Genomic DNA, 17,480 nt, shown 5'->3' with positions numbered 1-17,480 from the left:
TATTACACCTTAAAAAATAAAAAAGATATTATTTTAAGTCAACTTCAATAACAATTCCATCTTCAGGTTCAGAAGGTTCTGTTTCTGGAGTCTTAAGTTCTGTTTTTTCAGGAGTTTCGGGAACTTCTTCTTCACTTTCTTTAGAATAATCTGGGTCATTTAGGTATTTTTCCATATTCATTATATAATCTAACGAATCGTCAAAGTCTTCAACGGCCTGAGATACAGTTTCAATAGCTTCTTCTTTTGAACTATTTCCAGAAATATTTTCTGTAGTATTTACAACCTTTTCTGAAAGTTCCAAAGTCGAATCTGCATAGTCAAAATAAGTTTCGGTAAATGAATCCGTGGTATCCAATAATTCTGAATCATTCAGAGTCTTCATTCCAACCATTAAAATCATCATAACGACAAAAACTGATATAAGTATTTTTAACTGCTGCATCATTTTTTCACGACAGTATCGATTTTTAATATTTTTTAATTTAACCTTCTTTTAACCGCTTCAGAGTGGTTAAATAGCCCCTCTGCTTCTGCAAGAGTGGTTACGATATTTCCAATTTCCATTAAACCTTCTTTTGTCAATTCCTGAACTGTTGGTTTTTTAATAAATGTTTCAACGCTGAGTCCAGAATACATTTTTGCACATGCGGACGTTGGAAGAACGTGGTTTGTACCGCTTGCATAATCTCCAACTGGAACTGGCGCATAGTTTCCTAAAAAAATACTTCCAGCATTTTCAATTGATTTTAGTACTTCTCTTGGATTTTTTGTCATTATTTCCAAGTGTTCTGGAGCATAAGCATTTGAAAGTTCAATACATTCATCAAGCGAACCAATAACAATTGCAGAATTTAAAATTGATTTTTCAATGATTTCCGTTCTTTTAGCAGTTTTTATTTCCATTAAAATTCTTTCTTTAATTTTTTCAGCTTTTTCTTTTGAAGTAACGGTTATTACACATGATGCATTGGGATCGTGTTCAGCTTGCGCTAAAAAGTCCATCGCAACATATTCTTCATTTGATGATTCATCACACATAATAAGTACTTCTGAAGGGCCTGCTGGAAAATCAATTGAAACTTCTCCGTAAACTAATTTTTTAGCAGCAGTTACAAAGATGTTTCCCGGTCCAACAATAATATCGACTTTTGGAATAGATTTGGTACCATATGCAAGAGCGCCAATAGCCTGGGCTCCACCAATTTTATATATTTCATCAGCCTTAGCAATGTCTGATGCAACAAGTGTTGCGGGATTTCCTTCGGTTCCGTTTGGTGGAGACGTTACAACAACTTTTTTGACACCTGCAACTTTTGCAGGAGTTACCGTCATTAAAACGGTAGACGGATAAAATGCCCTTCCACCAGGAACATAGCATCCAGCCTTCTCAACACATCTGATGATTTGTCCTGCTTTAATTCCGTTTTTTTCAACTTCCCATTCTGTTAAATTTTTAAACTGAATTTCGTGGAATTCTTTGATATTCATATAAGCTTTTTCAAGGGATTCAACTACTTTCGAATCAATTTTTTCGTACGCTTTATCGATTTCTTCGGAAGTTACCTTAAAATTATCAATTTCAACACCATCAAATTTTTTAGTGTATTCTTTTAAGGCATTATCCCCATTTTTTTGAACGTTTTCTAAAATTTCACTTACCGTTGGTAAAATTCCTGAAATATTTGTTTTGTTCCTGTTAATTATGACATCTAAGTCTTTTTCGTTTAATTCGGATATTTTTTTGACTATCATAAACCACACCAACTATTGAACCTCGATAAGAGCAATTTTTTCACAAACTCTTTCAATTAGTTTTCCGTGAAGGTTAATTTCGAAAACTTCCCTTATCTTTTTTTCTTTTTCTTCATTTAATTCAAGAACACTATCGTCAACGAACCCATTAACGATGTTTTTAATCTGTTTGAACGTTTTTTCATCAGTGCATATAACACAGATATTTCCCTTTCTTGCACCAAGGACTTTTATTGCATTAGATATTTGTTTTTGTCCGGATGCACGAAGCAGGATTTCCATCCAGATATTTTTCGATATATTATTTTTTGTTTTTGCCTGATATATGCTATGCAAAACATGTGTTTTTGTAGCAATTAGGTCTGCATTTAATATTTGAAATTCAAGGCCCATTTTAAAAATTTCATCAGGGACTTCTGCATCTCTAATGCCTTTTATTATCATATTTTCGCTCTTATTTTACTTTAAAATCATTTAAAACATGAATTTTAAGAATAGTCATAATATTATATTTTAATATACCTTTATATTTCTTTTATAAGTATTTATTTTAAAATTTATTCGATAAATTAATGTTTGGAAGTTTTTAGCATTAAATATCAAATTTTATATATAAAATTGAACTTAAATCTCAGTATTATATAAAATTTAAAGAAAAGGGAAAAATCATGAAAGTTATTTTAGTTGGTGCAGGTCCTGGTGACGAAGGATTGATTACGTTAAAAGGCGTTGAAGCGATAAAAAATGCAGATGTAATTGTTTATGATGATTTAATTGGGGAAAAACTTTTAAAACATGCTAAAGAAGAGTCTGAACTTATTTATGTTGGAAAAAGAAAGGGAAAGCACTCCTACAAGCAGGAAGAAATAAACGAAATTTTAGTCAATAAGGCAAAAGAAAATAAAAATGTTGTACGACTTAAAGGTGGAGATTCTTTTGTATTTGGGAGAGGCGGGGAAGAAGTACTCGCTTTAAAAGAAGAAGGAATAGAATATGAAATGGTACCTGGAATTACTTCTTCGATATCAGTTCCAGAAATTTTTGGAATTCCGGTAACCCACAGAAAAGTTGCAACGTCTTTTACTGTTGTAACTGGACACGAAGCGGTAGACAAGGCTGAAAACGAAATGCAAGTCAAATTAAGCGAATTAAATGCAGATACAATTGTAATCTTGATGGGAATTACGACTCTTGAAAAACACGTAAAAGAATTATTGAAAAACCCAAAAAGAAATGAAAATACCCCAGTTGCAATTTTGATGGATGGAACAAGGGAAAATCAAAGAATGGTTAAAGGAACCCTCTCAAATATCGTTGAAAAGGCAAAATTGGAAAATGCATGCCCTCCGGGAATTATTCTGGTTGGAAATGTTGTAAATGTACTTTAAAATTAATAAAAACTTATAAAAAGTAATACGGCCATACTGCAAGTATTAGAATAACTGGTGAAAACTTGAACGAAGACTACCAAAAAACAATTGAATTCCACGGCCACGAATGTCCTGGGGTTGCAATAGGATACAGAGTTTCAAAATACGTGCTTGACCACTATGAAAGATCTGAAGACGAACAGCTCGTTGCAATAGTTGAAAATAACTCCTGTAGTGTTGATGGAATACAGCAGATGCTTGGATGTACATTTGGAAAAGGAAATTTGAAATTTAAAGATAACGGAAAGCATGTTTACACTTTTTATTCAAGGGACAACAACAAAGCGCTTAGAATGTACTTAAAATACAATCTCGCAGATAAGGTTGGAACATTTAATAAAAAGTTCAATGAAGGAACGTTAACAGAAGAAGAAAAGAAAGAAATGTTTGAAAGAAGAAAAGAAGCTATAAAACACCTCTTGGAAGCCCCTGAAGAAGAATTGTTTGATGTGAAATGGGTAAAAATTGAAGAACCAACAAAAGCAAGACTTTACCCTTCACTTACCTGTGATAACTGTGGAGAGACATTTATGGAAATTAAAGGAAGAACAATTGATGGTAAAATCGTTTGTAAAGAATGTTTCCAAAAATTAGTTCACTAAATTCTTTTTTATTTTTTGATTTTAAAAGATTTTTAGATTAAATAAATATTATAGAAAATTCAGCCTCAAGTAAAAATAGGCTAAAATTATGGTAATCATAAACAAAGGGAATATATAATATATAATAATTCGATTTTCAGCGTTTTTTAATCTTTTCTTTTTTGAAATTATTTTTTTATTAATATGCCGCATGGATTCAGATCTGGAGTTTGCAAATTCATTCGAATCATTGATTTTTTTACTAACTTCCTCTTTTAATTCCCCAATTTCATTTTTAATCTCAAAATATTCTGAAATAGCTCCCATAATTAGGCCCCCGGTATATGGTAATAATATATTGTTATTCAAAATATTAATACTTTTTAAATTATCTAAAATACATAATAATTTTTTTAAATTTTAGAATTTTTCAAAAAAATAAAGAGGTATTTATCCTTATTCACGATTTAAGTATTCGTAAGTGAATGCAGCAACTATTGCACCGAGAAGTGGGCCAATAATGTATATCGGAAAATAGTACCAGAGATTTAAGCCGTAAATACTGTCTATTAAGTAAGGTCCAAAAGTCCTTGCAGGATTTAATGATGATCCTGCGATATTTCCTGTTGTTGTGATTATTGCACCGACTGTTAAACCAATAACCAGCCCTGCAAATCCCGCTGGGGCGCGTTTGTCGACAGCAACACCCATAATAACAAACATCAACAGGAAGGTTCCAATAAATTCTGCAAGTATTGCTTGGAAATAACTTATTCCTGAAAATGGTGCGGTAGCTCCAAGCCCCCCGACTGTTACGGAATCAAGTCCAACACATGCAAAGAACAGTATGGAACCTATTGCAGCACCAGTTAACTGGGCTATAATATAGGGAATTACTTCTTTTGTGGGGAATTTTTTAACCGCCCATAGACCAACAGTTACTGCCGGATTAATATGTGCTCCAGAAACACGTCCAAGTGAATAGATTACTGCGGCAATTGCTAGTGCAAATGCAAATCCAATTGCAAACCAGTCTCCAAGTCCCCCAAGAAGTCCGATTCCTGCAGTTCCCGTATTATTTGTAATCATTAAAGTCATTGCAGCAGCACCGGGTCCAAAGAATACTAAAACACCTGTTCCAAGGCATTCGGCAAGTAATCTTTTGACCAAGCTCATTTTTTTCCCTCCTGAAGTGCATTATAGCAAGGCATACAGAGCATTCTTGGAATAGTTTTTTTTAATTTTGTAGCCGGGAATGGATAGCCACCTTCCCACTGGTCAACTTCTTCACGTACAACGTGATTCATACAAACTCCCATTCCACAAACGATACACGAAGCAACTGCATCTGTATCTTTTCCTTCTAATTTACATAGATAACACTTCATATTCCCCCTCCTTTAAAATGAAGAATAGTTAGTTAGATTGCTTCTTTATACTGACAGTATTGGTGTCTGAAGTCTACTAAACAGGCTGTTGCACAATCTTTACAGACTCTTGCAGGTGCTCCCGGAGTTTCTTTATGTAGTGCAATAATGTTTGTCATTAGTGTTGCAGTTATGGGTTCACTTGTTAAAAGACATGGATAGTCTGCAAGTCTCATCAATGCTGAAAATCTAACAGTTATTGCACATGCCGGGTAGGCATACCTTTGTGGATTCATTATGACCTGATTTTTGAAAATGGGATTGAGGTCTACTTTGAAATTACCTACTTTTGGAGTTATTGGGGCATCGCTTCCATTTTTAACTCTTCTAGCTTTATCGATTAACTTCCAACCCCTATAAATCATGTCCATGAAATCATGATTGTGAAGTTCTGCAGCAGCGCCTCTGGTGGGGTAGAGCTGTACATAGTTGTGGAATCTTTTGGTGAGTAGATCTACAACCGTCGGTGCATTAAATCCATCTAATTCGAGTATACATTCAGTTGCAGCAGCAGTTGATCCTGTTGCAAGAGATAATACCTCATATTCATTTTTAAAGTTCTTTACATTGGATCTCAAAGTGTTGTCCATTACATTTGAAACGGATTCGATTATTGCCATTATAACGTCGTCTTTACACATGTTAAATGTCGATTGGGCAATGTGATGTGCAATATCTCCGACACAATATGCTGGAAGCGTTACAATGTTTCCATAGTGAACTTCTGATTCCATTGCAGCAAGTACGGCAGATTTCATTTTCTTTTTGTATTCTGCCATGTATTTTTGTACATCAAAACTTTCATGGCCAAAATCATCCATAAGTTTTGCTTGAGCCTCAATTGGTTTATCATAAATGAATTTTATCATTTCAATTTCTTCATTTACGGCGTCAGTTAATGATTTTCCAGCTTCAACCGCATTTGCGAATTTTTCTCCAAAACCATACGATGTGTTCATACCCCAGGATTTTGAAGCTAAAATTGCTTGTTTGTGTTCAAGGGGCATATCTACGTTTTTGAGAATCCTGTTTACGATGTTACTAGTACTTCCAGGAATTAATGCAAAGTCCACAACGCAGGTGGGCCCATAAAAACCACCATATCTTCGAAGGACTTCTCTTCCGATAAGTGCTTCTGACTTTTCAATAGTCTGAATAAATTTTTCAACGCTTTTTCTAAATTCTGGATCTTCTTTGTACATTATTTCGAGTATTGCTGGAGTTTGATAATGTTCAACGAATGGGTCATCTTCGGGTCTTACTGTTTTTGTAAGATCACATAAAACATCAAAGTGTGCATTGATGGAATCTTTATGTAGTTTAAATACGGAAGCGTCCTGATTTCCAACTGCTTCCATTTTGTTTGCAACATCTACGTATCCTTTTGCATGCTTTATCTTAAATTCATGCCCTCTCTTTTCCTTAATTATATCAACATCCGCCCATTGTGCAGCCATTGCTTCATCAACCATTTTTGAATATATTTCTTCCATATCAAATCCCCCTCATCGATTGGATATTTTGAGGCTTAGACGTTAAATGGGGGTGATAACTAAATTTAAAGCCCCCTCCGCCTAATTAGTGGCCATAAAATTTTATGAAAATAGCCTATTATATGCTTTTTTAAATAAACTAGAAAAACTTATAATTTTTCGTATTTTTTGATATAGTCGTTATTTTGAACGTATTTTTCTTTCTTCAAAAAAACAGCAAACCATATATAGTATAATGGTAGTGTAATATTAAGACACTACAATAAACAATATTTAATCAATGGGAAAAATTTAAAAGTAATTCGCCCCAGAATTAACTGAATTTACACGGGTGGTAATTTGGTGGTTTGTCAAAAAGAATTTACAAACCTTTACTTTAAGCATACTTATCCCCAGTACTGGAACCGTATAATCGAAAAATATGGTTTAAAACCAGTTAATACAAATGAATTTACGGCACTTTCATCTCACAGATTTATTGGAATTTTGGGAGACTTTATCTCAAAAAATATCACAGCAGGCCCATGTCTTTTAACGCATCAAGAAATCAAAAGTTTAAATTATAATACAACTGAAGAAGAAGTTTTAAAAATGCTAATGAGACACCCGACCCTCGAAGATTACGTCTCAATTGCACTTGAAACCAATGAAGATTTTGAAACTAATATTATAATTGAAACTTACGAATACGCTAAATTAATCGAATATAAAACGAAAATCAGTTTTGAAGATGCATTAGAACTTACGAAAAAAGCAGCCGAGAACCTTATAAATTATTATAATAAAAAGCTTTCAAACAATGTAAATTACCATTTAACCCATAAAAATTCGGAAGATGCACGTTTGAGAGAATTATCTTTGGAATTTAAAACGTATTTTTTGAATAATGCAAATTTATCAAAAAAAGCAAAAGAAATTATCAAAGAAAATCCTGAAGAAAGCACATGGCTTAGAATTAAAGCATCATTTCTTCCCGAATTTATAAAAAAAGATGAATCAACAATAATTGAACCAGCCTCAAGTATCGAAGGAATGATTTACGCATCAGTTCTTTCAAATTCATCAGGAATTGTTACACGAAGTCCTCAGACTTTGAATAATAAACCCGTAATGAATGAAGGGATCGAAAATGAAATATTATATTTAAATAACGATATTTCAGAAGAATTAAAAAAATTAATCCTTCCAAAAACCAAAAAAACCCAGTACGGATGTCCAGCATATAATATCTTTGCATTTTTAGATACCGAAGATATCTCAAAAATCGAAATAAATTGTAACGATGAAAACATTGGCGGTTGTGTTTTCAACTTAAAAGAAAAACTCGAATCATTCAAACCATAAAATTGATTTAAAGACGATATTTAATATTTTATACTATTTTATATATTTTTAAAGAGAGATTATTATTGAGAACAACAGGTGGTTTGATGGTATATGATTTAATTATTATTGGGGGCGGTCCAGCAGGACTTACTGCCGGAATTTATGCAATGCGGGCGAAAATAAGCACATTATGTCTTGAAAAAGAAAATGAAGGCGGAAAAATTGCAGAAGCCGGAATTGTTGAAAATTATCCTGGTTTTGAATCGATAAAAGGTTTTGAACTTGCCCAAAAATTTTCAGAACATGCAAAACACTTCGAACTTCCAATAATACATGAAGAAGTTGAAAAAATAGACACTTCTTCAAAACCCTACAAAGTAATTACTAAAAACGAAAAGTACGAAGCAAAATCAATAATAATTGCATCAGGAAGTCGCTACAAAAAACCGGGTTTAAATGAAGACGACTATATGGGAAAAGGGGTCTGTTATTGCGTAATGTGTGATGCATTCTTTTTCTTGAACAAGGAAATAATTGTGCTTGGAAGGGGCACTTCTGCAATAATGGCTGCATATAATTTGAAGGATATTGCAAAGAAAATAACGATAGTTACAGATAGGCCCGAATTAAGGGCTGTCGAAAAGATAATGGAAGAGAGAATGAACTTAATGACTAATCTTGAAGTAGTCCTCAATGCAAAACCGATTAAAATTGTTGGAACCGAAAAAGCAGAAGGAGTTAAGGTTTCGATAAACGGAACAGAAAAAACCATTTTTGCAGAGGGAATATTTATGAGCTTTGGGTACGTCCCAAATACTGAATTTTTAGAAAAAAGCGATATAAAACTCAATAAGCGAAAATTCATTGAAACCGATGAAAACTGTAAAACAAGTGTTGATGGAATTTATGCTTGCGGGGATGTTACCGGCGGAATTTTACAGGTTTCAAAAGCAGTTGGTGAGGGGGTAACTGCATTTACCGGTGCTTTAAGTAGTATTCAAAAAGAATAATATTTTTTAAACTTTTTTAATTTTTAATATTTAACTCATTTTTTAGTGGTTTTCTTTGCAGTTGTTTTTTTAGCAGTCGATTTGGTAGTTTTTTTAGTTTCGGTCTTTTTTGGAGCTGATTTTTTAGTGGTTTTTGGTTTTGGTTCTTCATTTTTTTCTGCTTTAGTTCCATCTGCGTTATCGTCTTTTTTCTTTTCTATTTTTTCAGTGTGCCTGCATTTTGGGTAATTACTACATCCGATAAATTCCCCAAATCTGCCTCTTCTTTTAAATAAGTCGCTTCCACATTTTGGACATTTTCCAACGATTTCTTTTTCATTGGATTCCCCGTTTAATTTTTCCGTGTATTTACATTTTGGGTAATTTTCACAGCCCCTGAATACGCCGTAAGGGCCTTTTTTGATTAAAAGCTTACCACCACATTTTGGACATATTTTTTCTTCTTTTTCTGCTTTTTCAATTTCTTTTTTATCTTCTTCTGAAATTCTTGTGGTACAATCAGGATTTACACAAATTTTTACCCTATCAAGTCCAATTATTGGGTTATGGCATGTTTCACAGACTTCATTTAAAACTTTAATTCTTCCTTTTTGAGGTAGTGGGAATGTAACATCACAGTCTGGGTAATTGCTGCATCCAACAAATCTTTTTTTGCCTTTTGTACGGATGATAATCAGGTCACCACCACATTTACACTTCCCAATTATCTGTAAAGATCGGTTTGTCGAATCGAGTTTATCTACAAGTTCATTTCCAATTTCTTTTTCTTTTAAACGGAATTCTCCAAGGATTTTGGTAAGCTTGTTTTGTGTTTCTGTTATGACATCTTCTTTTTTAATTTTTTTATCCTGAATAAGTTCCAATTTATCTTCAAGATCTCTTGTAAGGGTTTCTTCAACAATTTCGGGACAGTACTTTCTCAAAGTTTCGGTAACTCCGATTCCAAGGTCGGTAACCGTTAAAGAACCATCTTCAATCACGTAACCTCTTTTGGTCAGTTTTTCAAGAATGTCCGCCCTTGTTGCTTTTGTTCCGAGTTTTCTTTTTTCGAGTTCCTTGATAATTGAAGCCATTGTGTATCTTTTTGGGGGCTTCGTCTCTTTTGCTTCGAAATTAATATTATTTACATTTATTACGTCTTTTTCCTTTAAATCGGGAAGTTCTATCTCATCAAATTTAGTGTAGTAGTAAATTTCGTGCCAGCCTTCCTTAACGGTTCTCGAACCGCTTAATTTGAATGGTTCACCGTTTATATCGAGATTAATTTTTGAATATTCCCTTTCAGTATTATCCCAGTAAAGAGCAATAGTCCTTCTTGCAATTAGTTCATACAATTTTAACTCATCATCAGGCAGGTGTTCTTTTGGAACGTCTACTGCGTGTACCGCAGGGTGCGCAGGATCGTCCTTTTTACCTGAAATTGGTTTTCTGTTTTCGCTTAAAATTCTTTCAATGTATGGCTTGTAATTTTTATTTTTTGAAAGATTTTTCAATATTTCGTCCATGTACGCTTTATCATCAGGAAGTTTTTGGGAACTCGTTCTTGGATATGAACAGTATCCTTTTTCATAGAGTTTTTGTGCAATTTCCTGTGTTTTTTTAGGTGAAAATCTAAACATGTTGTGTGCTTCTCTTTGAAGTGCACCTAAATCGAAAGGCGGATTTGGAGGAATGCTTTTCATGGTTTTTTTAACGTCTGAAACAGTAGCTTCCTTTTGGCCTTTTACTTTTTCAAAAGCTTCATTCGCCTGTTCTTCATCCCAGAATTTTTCAAGTTCATGAATTGCAATTAATTCATTATCCAAAAGAGCTTCAAGCACCCAGTATGGTGTCGGAACGAAATTTTTAATTTCCATTTCTTTATCTACTAAAAAAGCAAGTGCTGGACCTTGAACCCTACCTGTACTGAGGGTTTTCCATCGTTTAACAGAACTTACGGCCTGCATGAGTGCTCTTGAAACGTTTATACCAAAATACCAGTCGATTTTGTGTCTACTGTCTCCTGCATCAACGAGCCCAAAATCTATTTCATTCGGAGTTTCATAAGCTTTTACAATTTCTTTTTTTGTTAAACTTGAAAATCTTAATCTGTGAGCGTTTTTTTGTCCACATGAGAAATTTAATGCGTGGTATCCAATTAATTCTCCTTCTATATCCCAGTCCGTTGCAACGTAAAACTTGTTAGCTTCTTTTGAAACTTTTTTCAGTGCATCGATGTATTTTTGAATATATTTTTTTTCATCGAGAGTGGATGCTGGAACCCAATCTATATCATAAACAGGGTAGTCTCCAAACTTGGTTTTGGTTTTTTCTTGGAGCGTGTAGAGGTGACCTACTGCTGAAGCTACAATTACGTTTTCCCCACTTCGTTCCACTTCATAATATGGCACAGAATTATGGGATTTTTTCTTTGGTTTTCCAAGAGCTTCTGCAATTTTTTTAGCAACGTTTGGTTTCTCACAGATAATTAGTCCAGTCATATTTTTTCACGTTTTAAATTAATAATAAAATAATTGAAAAAAGCAGTTTAAATAATTTCTTTTAATAATAGTGGAATATCTGAAATTCGCTTTGCAACATGGGCACCAGCATTTTCAAGTGCTTCCATTTTACTTTTTGCAGTTCCAACCCCTTTTTCGATAATTGCACCAGCGTGACCCATTCTTTTTCCTTCGGGTGCAGACTGTCCTGCAATATATGAAATTACTGGTTTTTTCATTTTTGAAATCATTTTTTCAGCTGCATTTTCTTCAGCATTTCCACCGATTTCTCCAACCATTACAACTGCATCAGTTTCGCTGTCTTTTTCAAACATTTCTAAAACTTCAATGTATCTCAAACCAGTTATCGGGTCTCCACCAATTCCGACACATGAGGATTGACCGTAATTTGATGAAGTGAGCTGGCTTGCAATTTCGTAAGTTAAGGTACCGCTTCTTGATACCATTCCAATGTTTCCTTCTTTTAATATACTCATCGGGATAATTCCAAGTTTTCCTACTTTGGGGGATGCTAATCCTGGAGTATTTGGTCCTATTATATTTACGCCGTGTTTTTTTCCGTATGCTACAATATCCATTGAATCCTGAATTGGTATGTGTTCAGTAATGATTGTAACGAGGTCAATTCCTGCATCTATTGCTTCATATGCTGCATCTTTTACAAATGGTGCAGGTATGAATATCAAAGATGCATTCGCATCGTATTTTTCAACAGTTTCCAAAACAGTATCATAAACAGGAATTCCGTAAACATCCTGGCCACCTTTTCCAGGAGTTACGCCTGCTACAATATTTGTATTGCATTCAAGCATATTTTTTGTGTGGAACTTTCCTTGATTTCCAGTAATTCCTTGAACAATTGCTCTTGTGTTTTCGTCTAGTAAAATCAATATTTCACCTCATTACATGAAAGAGTGAATAACAATGAATATAAAAATCCGTAATATCCAAGTATTACCCTATAATATATAAAGATTCAGCTTTTAGAATAAAATTTGGAAAAACGGTTTTAAAATTACAAATCAGCTTAAAAAAATAAAAATTTGGGGGCATTTAAAAAATTTTTAGAAAAATCATGAATTATACTCAAATATTCGGGGGTTGAAAAAGTAATTTTTAGATATGGATTTTAAATGTTTTTTTAAAGCATAATTTATGATTGATAATCATACACACTGTTCGTCAGCAACCCATATCAAAAATGACAAGATTTATGACGTGTTTTTATAATAATTTATTATAGTATAAATACTTAGCCCAAATTTGACTATTTTTGATCATAAAATAAAATTAATATATAAATAAATCGATTAATTTTTTCTTATAGTGTAGGTTATTTTACTTTTGTAAATTAATTGGTAATAGGTGCTGTTTAAAAATATCCAAAATAATAAATATAATGTTTATCGAAAGACTAAAATTATTAAATTATTTGGCAATTTGGGCATAGGGATAGAGCATGGAAGACCAAACAATAATATTTGAAGAATGTTATTCAACTGCAAGAAATATTTCATCTGCAATATTGAAATATTTTATAAAATACAATGAATTTGAAAAAAAAGGATATGATATCGATCCTTACAATTATACAAAACTCACAATACATAATATGCTGGTCTTTCGGCTTATAGAAAAAGAAATAGATATGATGGATTTAAGTTACGAAGAGAAAAACACAGTAGCACTTTTAAAAAAGTATAAAAATCGTGATATTTCGGAACTATCTCCTAAAAATTATTTAAAATTTTCAGTATGGGCAAGTTTGGATGGAAATATTAAATACAGGTTAAGTGATTGTAGACAGGAGTTAAAAGATGACGATAAATGGGACATGGTTACTGCATATCTTGTTCCACATACCAATATAATTAAAATAAGCAACGATATCTTTTTGAAAACTGCAATAAAAAACGATTTGATTGAATTATAACTTTTTTTATTTTTGAATTTTTTGAAAATAAGATTAATTATATAAATATTAACGCCATACTAAATTTACATCAAAGTGGTAACCACGGTAGCATATGGTGAATTTTTCAGTTTGCCATCGTTGTATGATGACAGTTACCCCCGCTGACTAAATTCGTGATTTTCATGATTTTGGGATGAAGACATCAGCACTATCTGACACAGCTACCATTTATTAATCTAATGTTAAATAAACTGTTTTTAAAAATTATAACCTGTATTTTAACTGATTCTGTGATAAAATGTTGTATGTTGTTGGTATTGGTCCTGGAAACGAGGAATATTTTACAAAAGAAGCTGAAAATGCGCTAAATTCTGTTGATTTAATTGTATGCTATACGGGATACAAAAAATATGTCGAAAGATTCGATACAGAAATTTACGTAAGTGGCATGACTAAAGAAGTTGAAAGGGTTGAATATGCCCTAAAAGAAGCTGAAAATAAAAATGTGGCACTTGTTTCAAATGGGGATGCTACAATATATGGTCTTGCATCACTTGCTTATGAATTGAATGAAAAAAATTTACACAACGTTAAAATAAACGTCGTAAGCGGACTTACATCTGCAAGCGTATGTTCATCAATACTTGGTGCACCACTAAACCACGATTTTGCAGTTGTTAGTTTGAGCAACCTTTTAACGCCCTTAGAAACTATTTTAAAAAGAATAAATTGCGCAATAGAAAGCGATCTGGTTCTTGCAATTTATAATCCTCTTGGAAAAAAAAGAAAAGAACCGTTTTTAAAAACTATTGAAATAATCTCGAACTATTCTAAAAACCGAAATATCGACTATATTATCGGAATTGTTAAAAATGCAGGAAGAAATGATTGTGAATACAAAATAACTACAATAAATAATCTTGTTGATAATTTAGATGAGTTTATGCAATATATTGACATGAGTACAACTCTTGTTGTTGGAAACAGCAATACAAAAATTATCGACGGTATGATGATTACTCCAAGAGGGTATATGTCAAAATACGAGTAAATTTGAATTAAAATGCCAAAAAAATATATATATTAGGAAACGATATTATTCGAAAGCCTTTTTTCAGGACTATATAGTTTATATAGCATTTGAGATAATTGCTATATAATTCCAAACACTACAAGCTTAAAACGGTGATATTATGGCAGGAACAAAACCAGGAGATTTAGGTGGAGTTAAAGTAGGTCAATACGTAGTTATTGAGGGTGTTGCATGTAAAGTTATGGACACAGCACACTCAAAACCAGGAAAACACGGTGGTGCAAAAGTAAGATTAGTTGCAGTCGGTATTTTTGAACCAGTTAAAAAAGAACACGTAGGACCCGCAAGCTCAAGAATCGATATTCCACTTATCGACAAAAGAAAAGGACAGGTTTTAGCACTCATGGGCGACAATGTTCAAATCATGGACATGGAAACCTACGAAACATTAGAAATCCCAATGCCTGACGATGTTGAAGGTATCGAAAGTGGTGTAGAAGTAGAATACTTCGAAGCAATGGACAGATACAAAATCACAAGAGTTATCAGCAAATAATTTTCTGATTAAAACTTTTTTTAAATATTAATGCTTTTTTTAAAATAGATTTGAAAAATAAAGATTATTTAAATTTTAATTTACATCAATAATACGGTATAAATTATTAAAAATAGTAAAACAGAATAATCAACTGCTTTTAATGAATTCAGAGCTTTTTCAATTGTTATTTCTCCTTTTCCAAGTTTGTAGTATCCAATTTTTTCAAGTTCCATATTTAATGAATTTGCAAGCGTTGCCATGGTGTATCCGGAATTTGGTGAGGGGGTTTTGTTTCCCTCATTAAAGTAACCATAAATTGCAGATTTTATATTTCCGCCGTAAAATGGTGCAGAGATAATTAAAAGCATTCCTGCAATTCTTGATGGAATGAAATTTAAAATATCATCAAGGTACGCAGCAGTTTTTCCATAATATTGGTATTTTTCTGATTTATACCCAATCATTGCATCAAACGTGTTAACTGCCCTATATAAAAAAGCGCCAGGAAGTCCGAAAATTGCAGCATAGATTAGCGGTGCAATGATACTATCCGTAATATTTTCTGATGCACTTTCAATCGAGGCTGACAAAATATGTTTTTTGTCCAATTCACTTGTGTTTCTGCTTACAATACACTGAACTGACTTTTTTGCACCTTCAAGATCGTTATTTACAATAAACTTTATGGGTGCCTTTGAAAATTCAATTAATGATTTGTGTCCGATTGAAAATGAAAGAATTATCGAATAAATAGATATTTTAATGTATGAATTTGAAATCGAGTTTATAATCTGTTCTATTTCATAGGTCATGAAGAATACAATTGCCAAAACTAAAATAACATTTAAAAAACCAAAAAGTAAATCTCTAGTTTTATTTACCGAATTGGTTGATTTGAATACATTCTCAAAAAAACAGATTAATTTTCCAATAAATACAACCGGGTGGATTTTTTCAGGCGGTTCTCCAATATATCTATCGAAAAAATCTGCTAAAATTAAGTAAATTGGATTTGTCATTTTGTAACCTTTAGAGTTTTCCAAGTGCGTTTAAGAAGTTTTTAGTTTTGTCTTTTTTAATTTTATTGAATTCTTCTAACTTTTTAACATCTATTTTGTCATTTAATAATTCTTTAACATCGTTCATCGCAGCCATTAATTTTAATATCCCTTCAATTTCCGTTTTTTCAAATCCAAAAGATTCTACAAAATCCCAGTCGTAATGGAGGTATATTGAAACACCACCGAGGTTTTTTATCGGTATTTCGTATTTTGGAAGTTCTTTTTCAAGTAAGAATTTCAAATCAAGTATTTTTTTTGGTTCGATATTTTCTACGATTAACCAGTTCAAATGTGCTGAAGAGGGGGTAACGAGTATTGATGGAAACTGGTTTGATCGAGTCCTTTCGTCAGCCGATTTTTTCAAATAGTATGTTAAAAGGTCTTTTGAGAGATTTTTGAGTGGAACTTCTAAAGAAATATTTTCAAAAATTTCATCTTCTGCTTTAAGTGATTCTTTAAGCTTTTTCAATGGTTTTCCATTTTGATATAATCCTTTTTCTTCCAGATCCATTTTCAAATTCATTTTCTTAAGTTTGGTTTCATCCATTGCACGTACGTCAATTATGCCGCTTTCACAGTCGTCGCCTTTAAAATCACTACAAATCATTTTGTATTTTTTAACAATGCATCTTTCTTCATCTGAAAGCGATTCTTTGAGTTTTTCGTCGATCTTTTGAATTATTTCATCTGCATATGCGCTCAAATAGGCTAAAGAAAGTATCTTTTTAACATACTGGTCATTTAAAAGTTTATTTTTTGAATAATTTTTTTTAAGTGATGTAATTATGGCATCGCCAAACGTTTTTTTGATGTATCCTTCGTAATCTTCTTCTTCGATCTTTATTCTTTTAAATTTTCTTTTTCCATTTTCCAAAATAACAAGGGATAGTGTAATCGAACTTAAAATTCCTTTTCCTTCGGTTTCAAAAGCGCTTAAAATTCTTTTGTATGCTTTTATAAAAAAAGGAGGAATTTTAGAGAGCATTTCTTTGTATGAACCATCAAAGGAAAGGTATGGAAGTATCGTTTTGTTTCCTTCGTCTTCTTGAATATTTCCAATAGCAATTTTATGGGAAACTATTGCATATTTTACCCTTTCAAGGGATCCTTTTTTTTCATCCACCATTCTTCTGAGATATGATGAATAATTGATTATTTCGTAAATATCATCGTCTTCTCCACCTTTCAACCGACCAACACCAATATACGGAGTATCAAATCCCTGAAGTTCCATTTTTTCTCTAAAATTTTCTAAAATTTTTAAATTACTTTCGAGAGTTTCAGATATAGGGTATGCACTATCTTCTTTTTTGGACTCAAAATCTTTTAATTCATCTCCAAAATTCGTTAAACAATCTAAAAAATCATTACATTCCTTAATTAAGACACTACTGTCCATATTATCCCGAA

At 32.6% G+C, this 17,480-nt stretch carries 18 protein-coding genes; 7 read left to right on the top strand and 11 right to left on the bottom strand.

Annotated elements, in window-relative coordinates:
- Nucleotides 1-28 precede the first annotated feature (28 nt).
- The 3 genes from HNP90_RS04230 to cgi121 are packed head-to-tail and all read right to left on the bottom strand — an operon-like array spanning nucleotide 29 to nucleotide 2,199.
- Nucleotides 29-448, bottom strand: a complete 420-nt coding sequence (locus HNP90_RS04230; protein ID WP_011976621.1) for a hypothetical protein — start codon at nucleotides 446-448, stop codon at nucleotides 29-31.
- 32 nt (nucleotides 449-480) lie between these two features.
- Nucleotides 481-1,755: a histidinol dehydrogenase gene (gene hisD / locus HNP90_RS04225; RefSeq protein WP_011976620.1), complete on the bottom strand. Its 1,275-nt coding sequence runs from the start codon at nucleotides 1,753-1,755 to the stop codon at nucleotides 481-483.
- 12 nt (nucleotides 1,756-1,767) lie between these two features.
- The gene (cgi121, locus tag HNP90_RS04220; protein ID WP_011976619.1) at nucleotides 1,768-2,199 is read right to left on the bottom strand and encodes a KEOPS complex subunit Cgi121; all 432 of its coding nucleotides are present in this window, start codon (nucleotides 2,197-2,199) and stop codon (nucleotides 1,768-1,770) included.
- A 224-nt stretch (nucleotides 2,200-2,423) separates the two neighbouring features.
- Here cgi121 and cobA point away from each other — a divergent pair, with 224 nt between their 5' ends.
- Both cobA and HNP90_RS04210 read left to right on the top strand, forming a co-directional pair.
- On the top strand, nucleotides 2,424-3,143 hold the full coding sequence (gene cobA, locus HNP90_RS04215) for a uroporphyrinogen-III C-methyltransferase (RefSeq protein WP_011976618.1): 720 nt from the start codon (nucleotides 2,424-2,426) through the stop codon (nucleotides 3,141-3,143).
- A 65-nt stretch (nucleotides 3,144-3,208) separates the two neighbouring features.
- Nucleotides 3,209-3,787: an FmdE family protein gene (locus HNP90_RS04210; RefSeq protein WP_011976617.1), complete on the top strand. Its 579-nt coding sequence runs from the start codon at nucleotides 3,209-3,211 to the stop codon at nucleotides 3,785-3,787.
- 48 nt (nucleotides 3,788-3,835) lie between these two features.
- Here the strand turns inward: HNP90_RS04210 and HNP90_RS04205 are convergent, their stop codons facing one another.
- The 4 genes from HNP90_RS04205 to HNP90_RS04190 all read right to left on the bottom strand — a co-directional run bounded on the left by HNP90_RS04205 (nucleotide 3,836) and on the right by HNP90_RS04190 (nucleotide 6,686).
- Nucleotides 3,836-4,093, bottom strand: a complete 258-nt coding sequence (locus HNP90_RS04205) for a hypothetical protein (protein WP_011976616.1) — start codon at nucleotides 4,091-4,093, stop codon at nucleotides 3,836-3,838.
- Nucleotides 4,094-4,222: 129 nt separating this feature from the next.
- Nucleotides 4,223-4,942: an MIP/aquaporin family protein gene (locus HNP90_RS04200; protein WP_011976615.1), complete on the bottom strand. Its 720-nt coding sequence runs from the start codon at nucleotides 4,940-4,942 to the stop codon at nucleotides 4,223-4,225.
- Nucleotides 4,939-5,154 (bottom strand): DUF2180 family protein, encoded by a 216-nt coding sequence (locus HNP90_RS04195; RefSeq protein ID WP_011976614.1) that lies wholly within the window; start codon nucleotides 5,152-5,154, stop codon nucleotides 4,939-4,941. The genes HNP90_RS04200 and HNP90_RS04195 overlap by 4 nt, the downstream gene beginning before the upstream one ends.
- Nucleotides 5,155-5,186: 32 nt before the next feature.
- A complete protein-coding gene (locus HNP90_RS04190) occupies nucleotides 5,187-6,686 on the bottom strand; it encodes a DUF2193 domain-containing protein (protein WP_011976613.1) in 1,500 nt (499 codons plus the stop codon).
- A 339-nt stretch (nucleotides 6,687-7,025) separates the two neighbouring features.
- Between HNP90_RS04190 and HNP90_RS04185 the strand changes: the two genes are divergently transcribed.
- Nucleotides 7,026-8,030, top strand: a complete 1,005-nt coding sequence (locus HNP90_RS04185; protein ID WP_048060400.1) for a hypothetical protein — start codon at nucleotides 7,026-7,028, stop codon at nucleotides 8,028-8,030.
- 86 nt (nucleotides 8,031-8,116) lie between these two features.
- Nucleotides 8,117-9,022, top strand: coding sequence for a F420-dependent thioredoxin reductase (trxR, locus tag HNP90_RS04180; protein ID WP_011976611.1), 906 nt, complete (start codon nucleotides 8,117-8,119; stop codon nucleotides 9,020-9,022).
- A gap of 35 nt (nucleotides 9,023-9,057) precedes the next feature.
- On the opposite strand, the gene topA is transcribed toward trxR, so the two are convergent.
- Both topA and sucD read right to left on the bottom strand, forming a co-directional pair.
- Complete coding sequence (topA, locus tag HNP90_RS04175) at nucleotides 9,058-11,502, bottom strand: DNA topoisomerase I (RefSeq protein ID WP_011976610.1); 2,445 nt, start codon at nucleotides 11,500-11,502, stop codon at nucleotides 9,058-9,060.
- Between the two features lie 47 nt (nucleotides 11,503-11,549).
- Nucleotides 11,550-12,413 (bottom strand): succinate--CoA ligase subunit alpha, encoded by an 864-nt coding sequence (gene sucD, locus HNP90_RS04170; RefSeq protein ID WP_011976609.1) that lies wholly within the window; start codon nucleotides 12,411-12,413, stop codon nucleotides 11,550-11,552.
- A 569-nt stretch (nucleotides 12,414-12,982) separates the two neighbouring features.
- Between sucD and HNP90_RS04165 the strand changes: the two genes are divergently transcribed.
- The 3 genes from HNP90_RS04165 (at nucleotide 12,983) to HNP90_RS04155 (ending at nucleotide 15,027) form a co-directional block, all read left to right on the top strand.
- A complete protein-coding gene (locus HNP90_RS04165) occupies nucleotides 12,983-13,456 on the top strand; it encodes a hypothetical protein (RefSeq protein ID WP_011976608.1) in 474 nt (157 codons plus the stop codon).
- Between the two features lie 280 nt (nucleotides 13,457-13,736).
- Nucleotides 13,737-14,489: a precorrin-3B C(17)-methyltransferase gene (gene cobJ, locus HNP90_RS04160; protein ID WP_011976607.1), complete on the top strand. Its 753-nt coding sequence runs from the start codon at nucleotides 13,737-13,739 to the stop codon at nucleotides 14,487-14,489.
- A gap of 142 nt (nucleotides 14,490-14,631) precedes the next feature.
- The gene (locus tag HNP90_RS04155) at nucleotides 14,632-15,027 is read left to right on the top strand and encodes a translation initiation factor IF-5A (RefSeq protein WP_011976606.1); all 396 of its coding nucleotides are present in this window, start codon (nucleotides 14,632-14,634) and stop codon (nucleotides 15,025-15,027) included.
- Nucleotides 15,028-15,107: 80 nt separating this feature from the next.
- Here the strand turns inward: HNP90_RS04155 and cbiB are convergent, their stop codons facing one another.
- Nucleotides 15,108-16,028: an adenosylcobinamide-phosphate synthase CbiB gene (gene cbiB, locus HNP90_RS04150; RefSeq protein WP_011976605.1), complete on the bottom strand. Its 921-nt coding sequence runs from the start codon at nucleotides 16,026-16,028 to the stop codon at nucleotides 15,108-15,110.
- 10 nt (nucleotides 16,029-16,038) lie between these two features.
- On the bottom strand, nucleotides 16,039-17,469 hold the full coding sequence (locus HNP90_RS04145; RefSeq protein ID WP_011976604.1) for a DUF530 family protein: 1,431 nt from the start codon (nucleotides 17,467-17,469) through the stop codon (nucleotides 16,039-16,041).
- Nucleotides 17,470-17,480 lie beyond the last annotated feature (11 nt).

The sequence above is a fragment of the Methanococcus maripaludis genome, assembly GCF_013760955.1.
Lineage (GTDB): Archaea > AGJL01 > Methanococci > Methanococcales > Methanococcaceae > Methanococcus > Methanococcus maripaludis_A.
The sequence above is the reverse complement of the archived record's forward strand: the minus strand, read 5'-3'. Positions and strand labels throughout refer to the sequence as shown.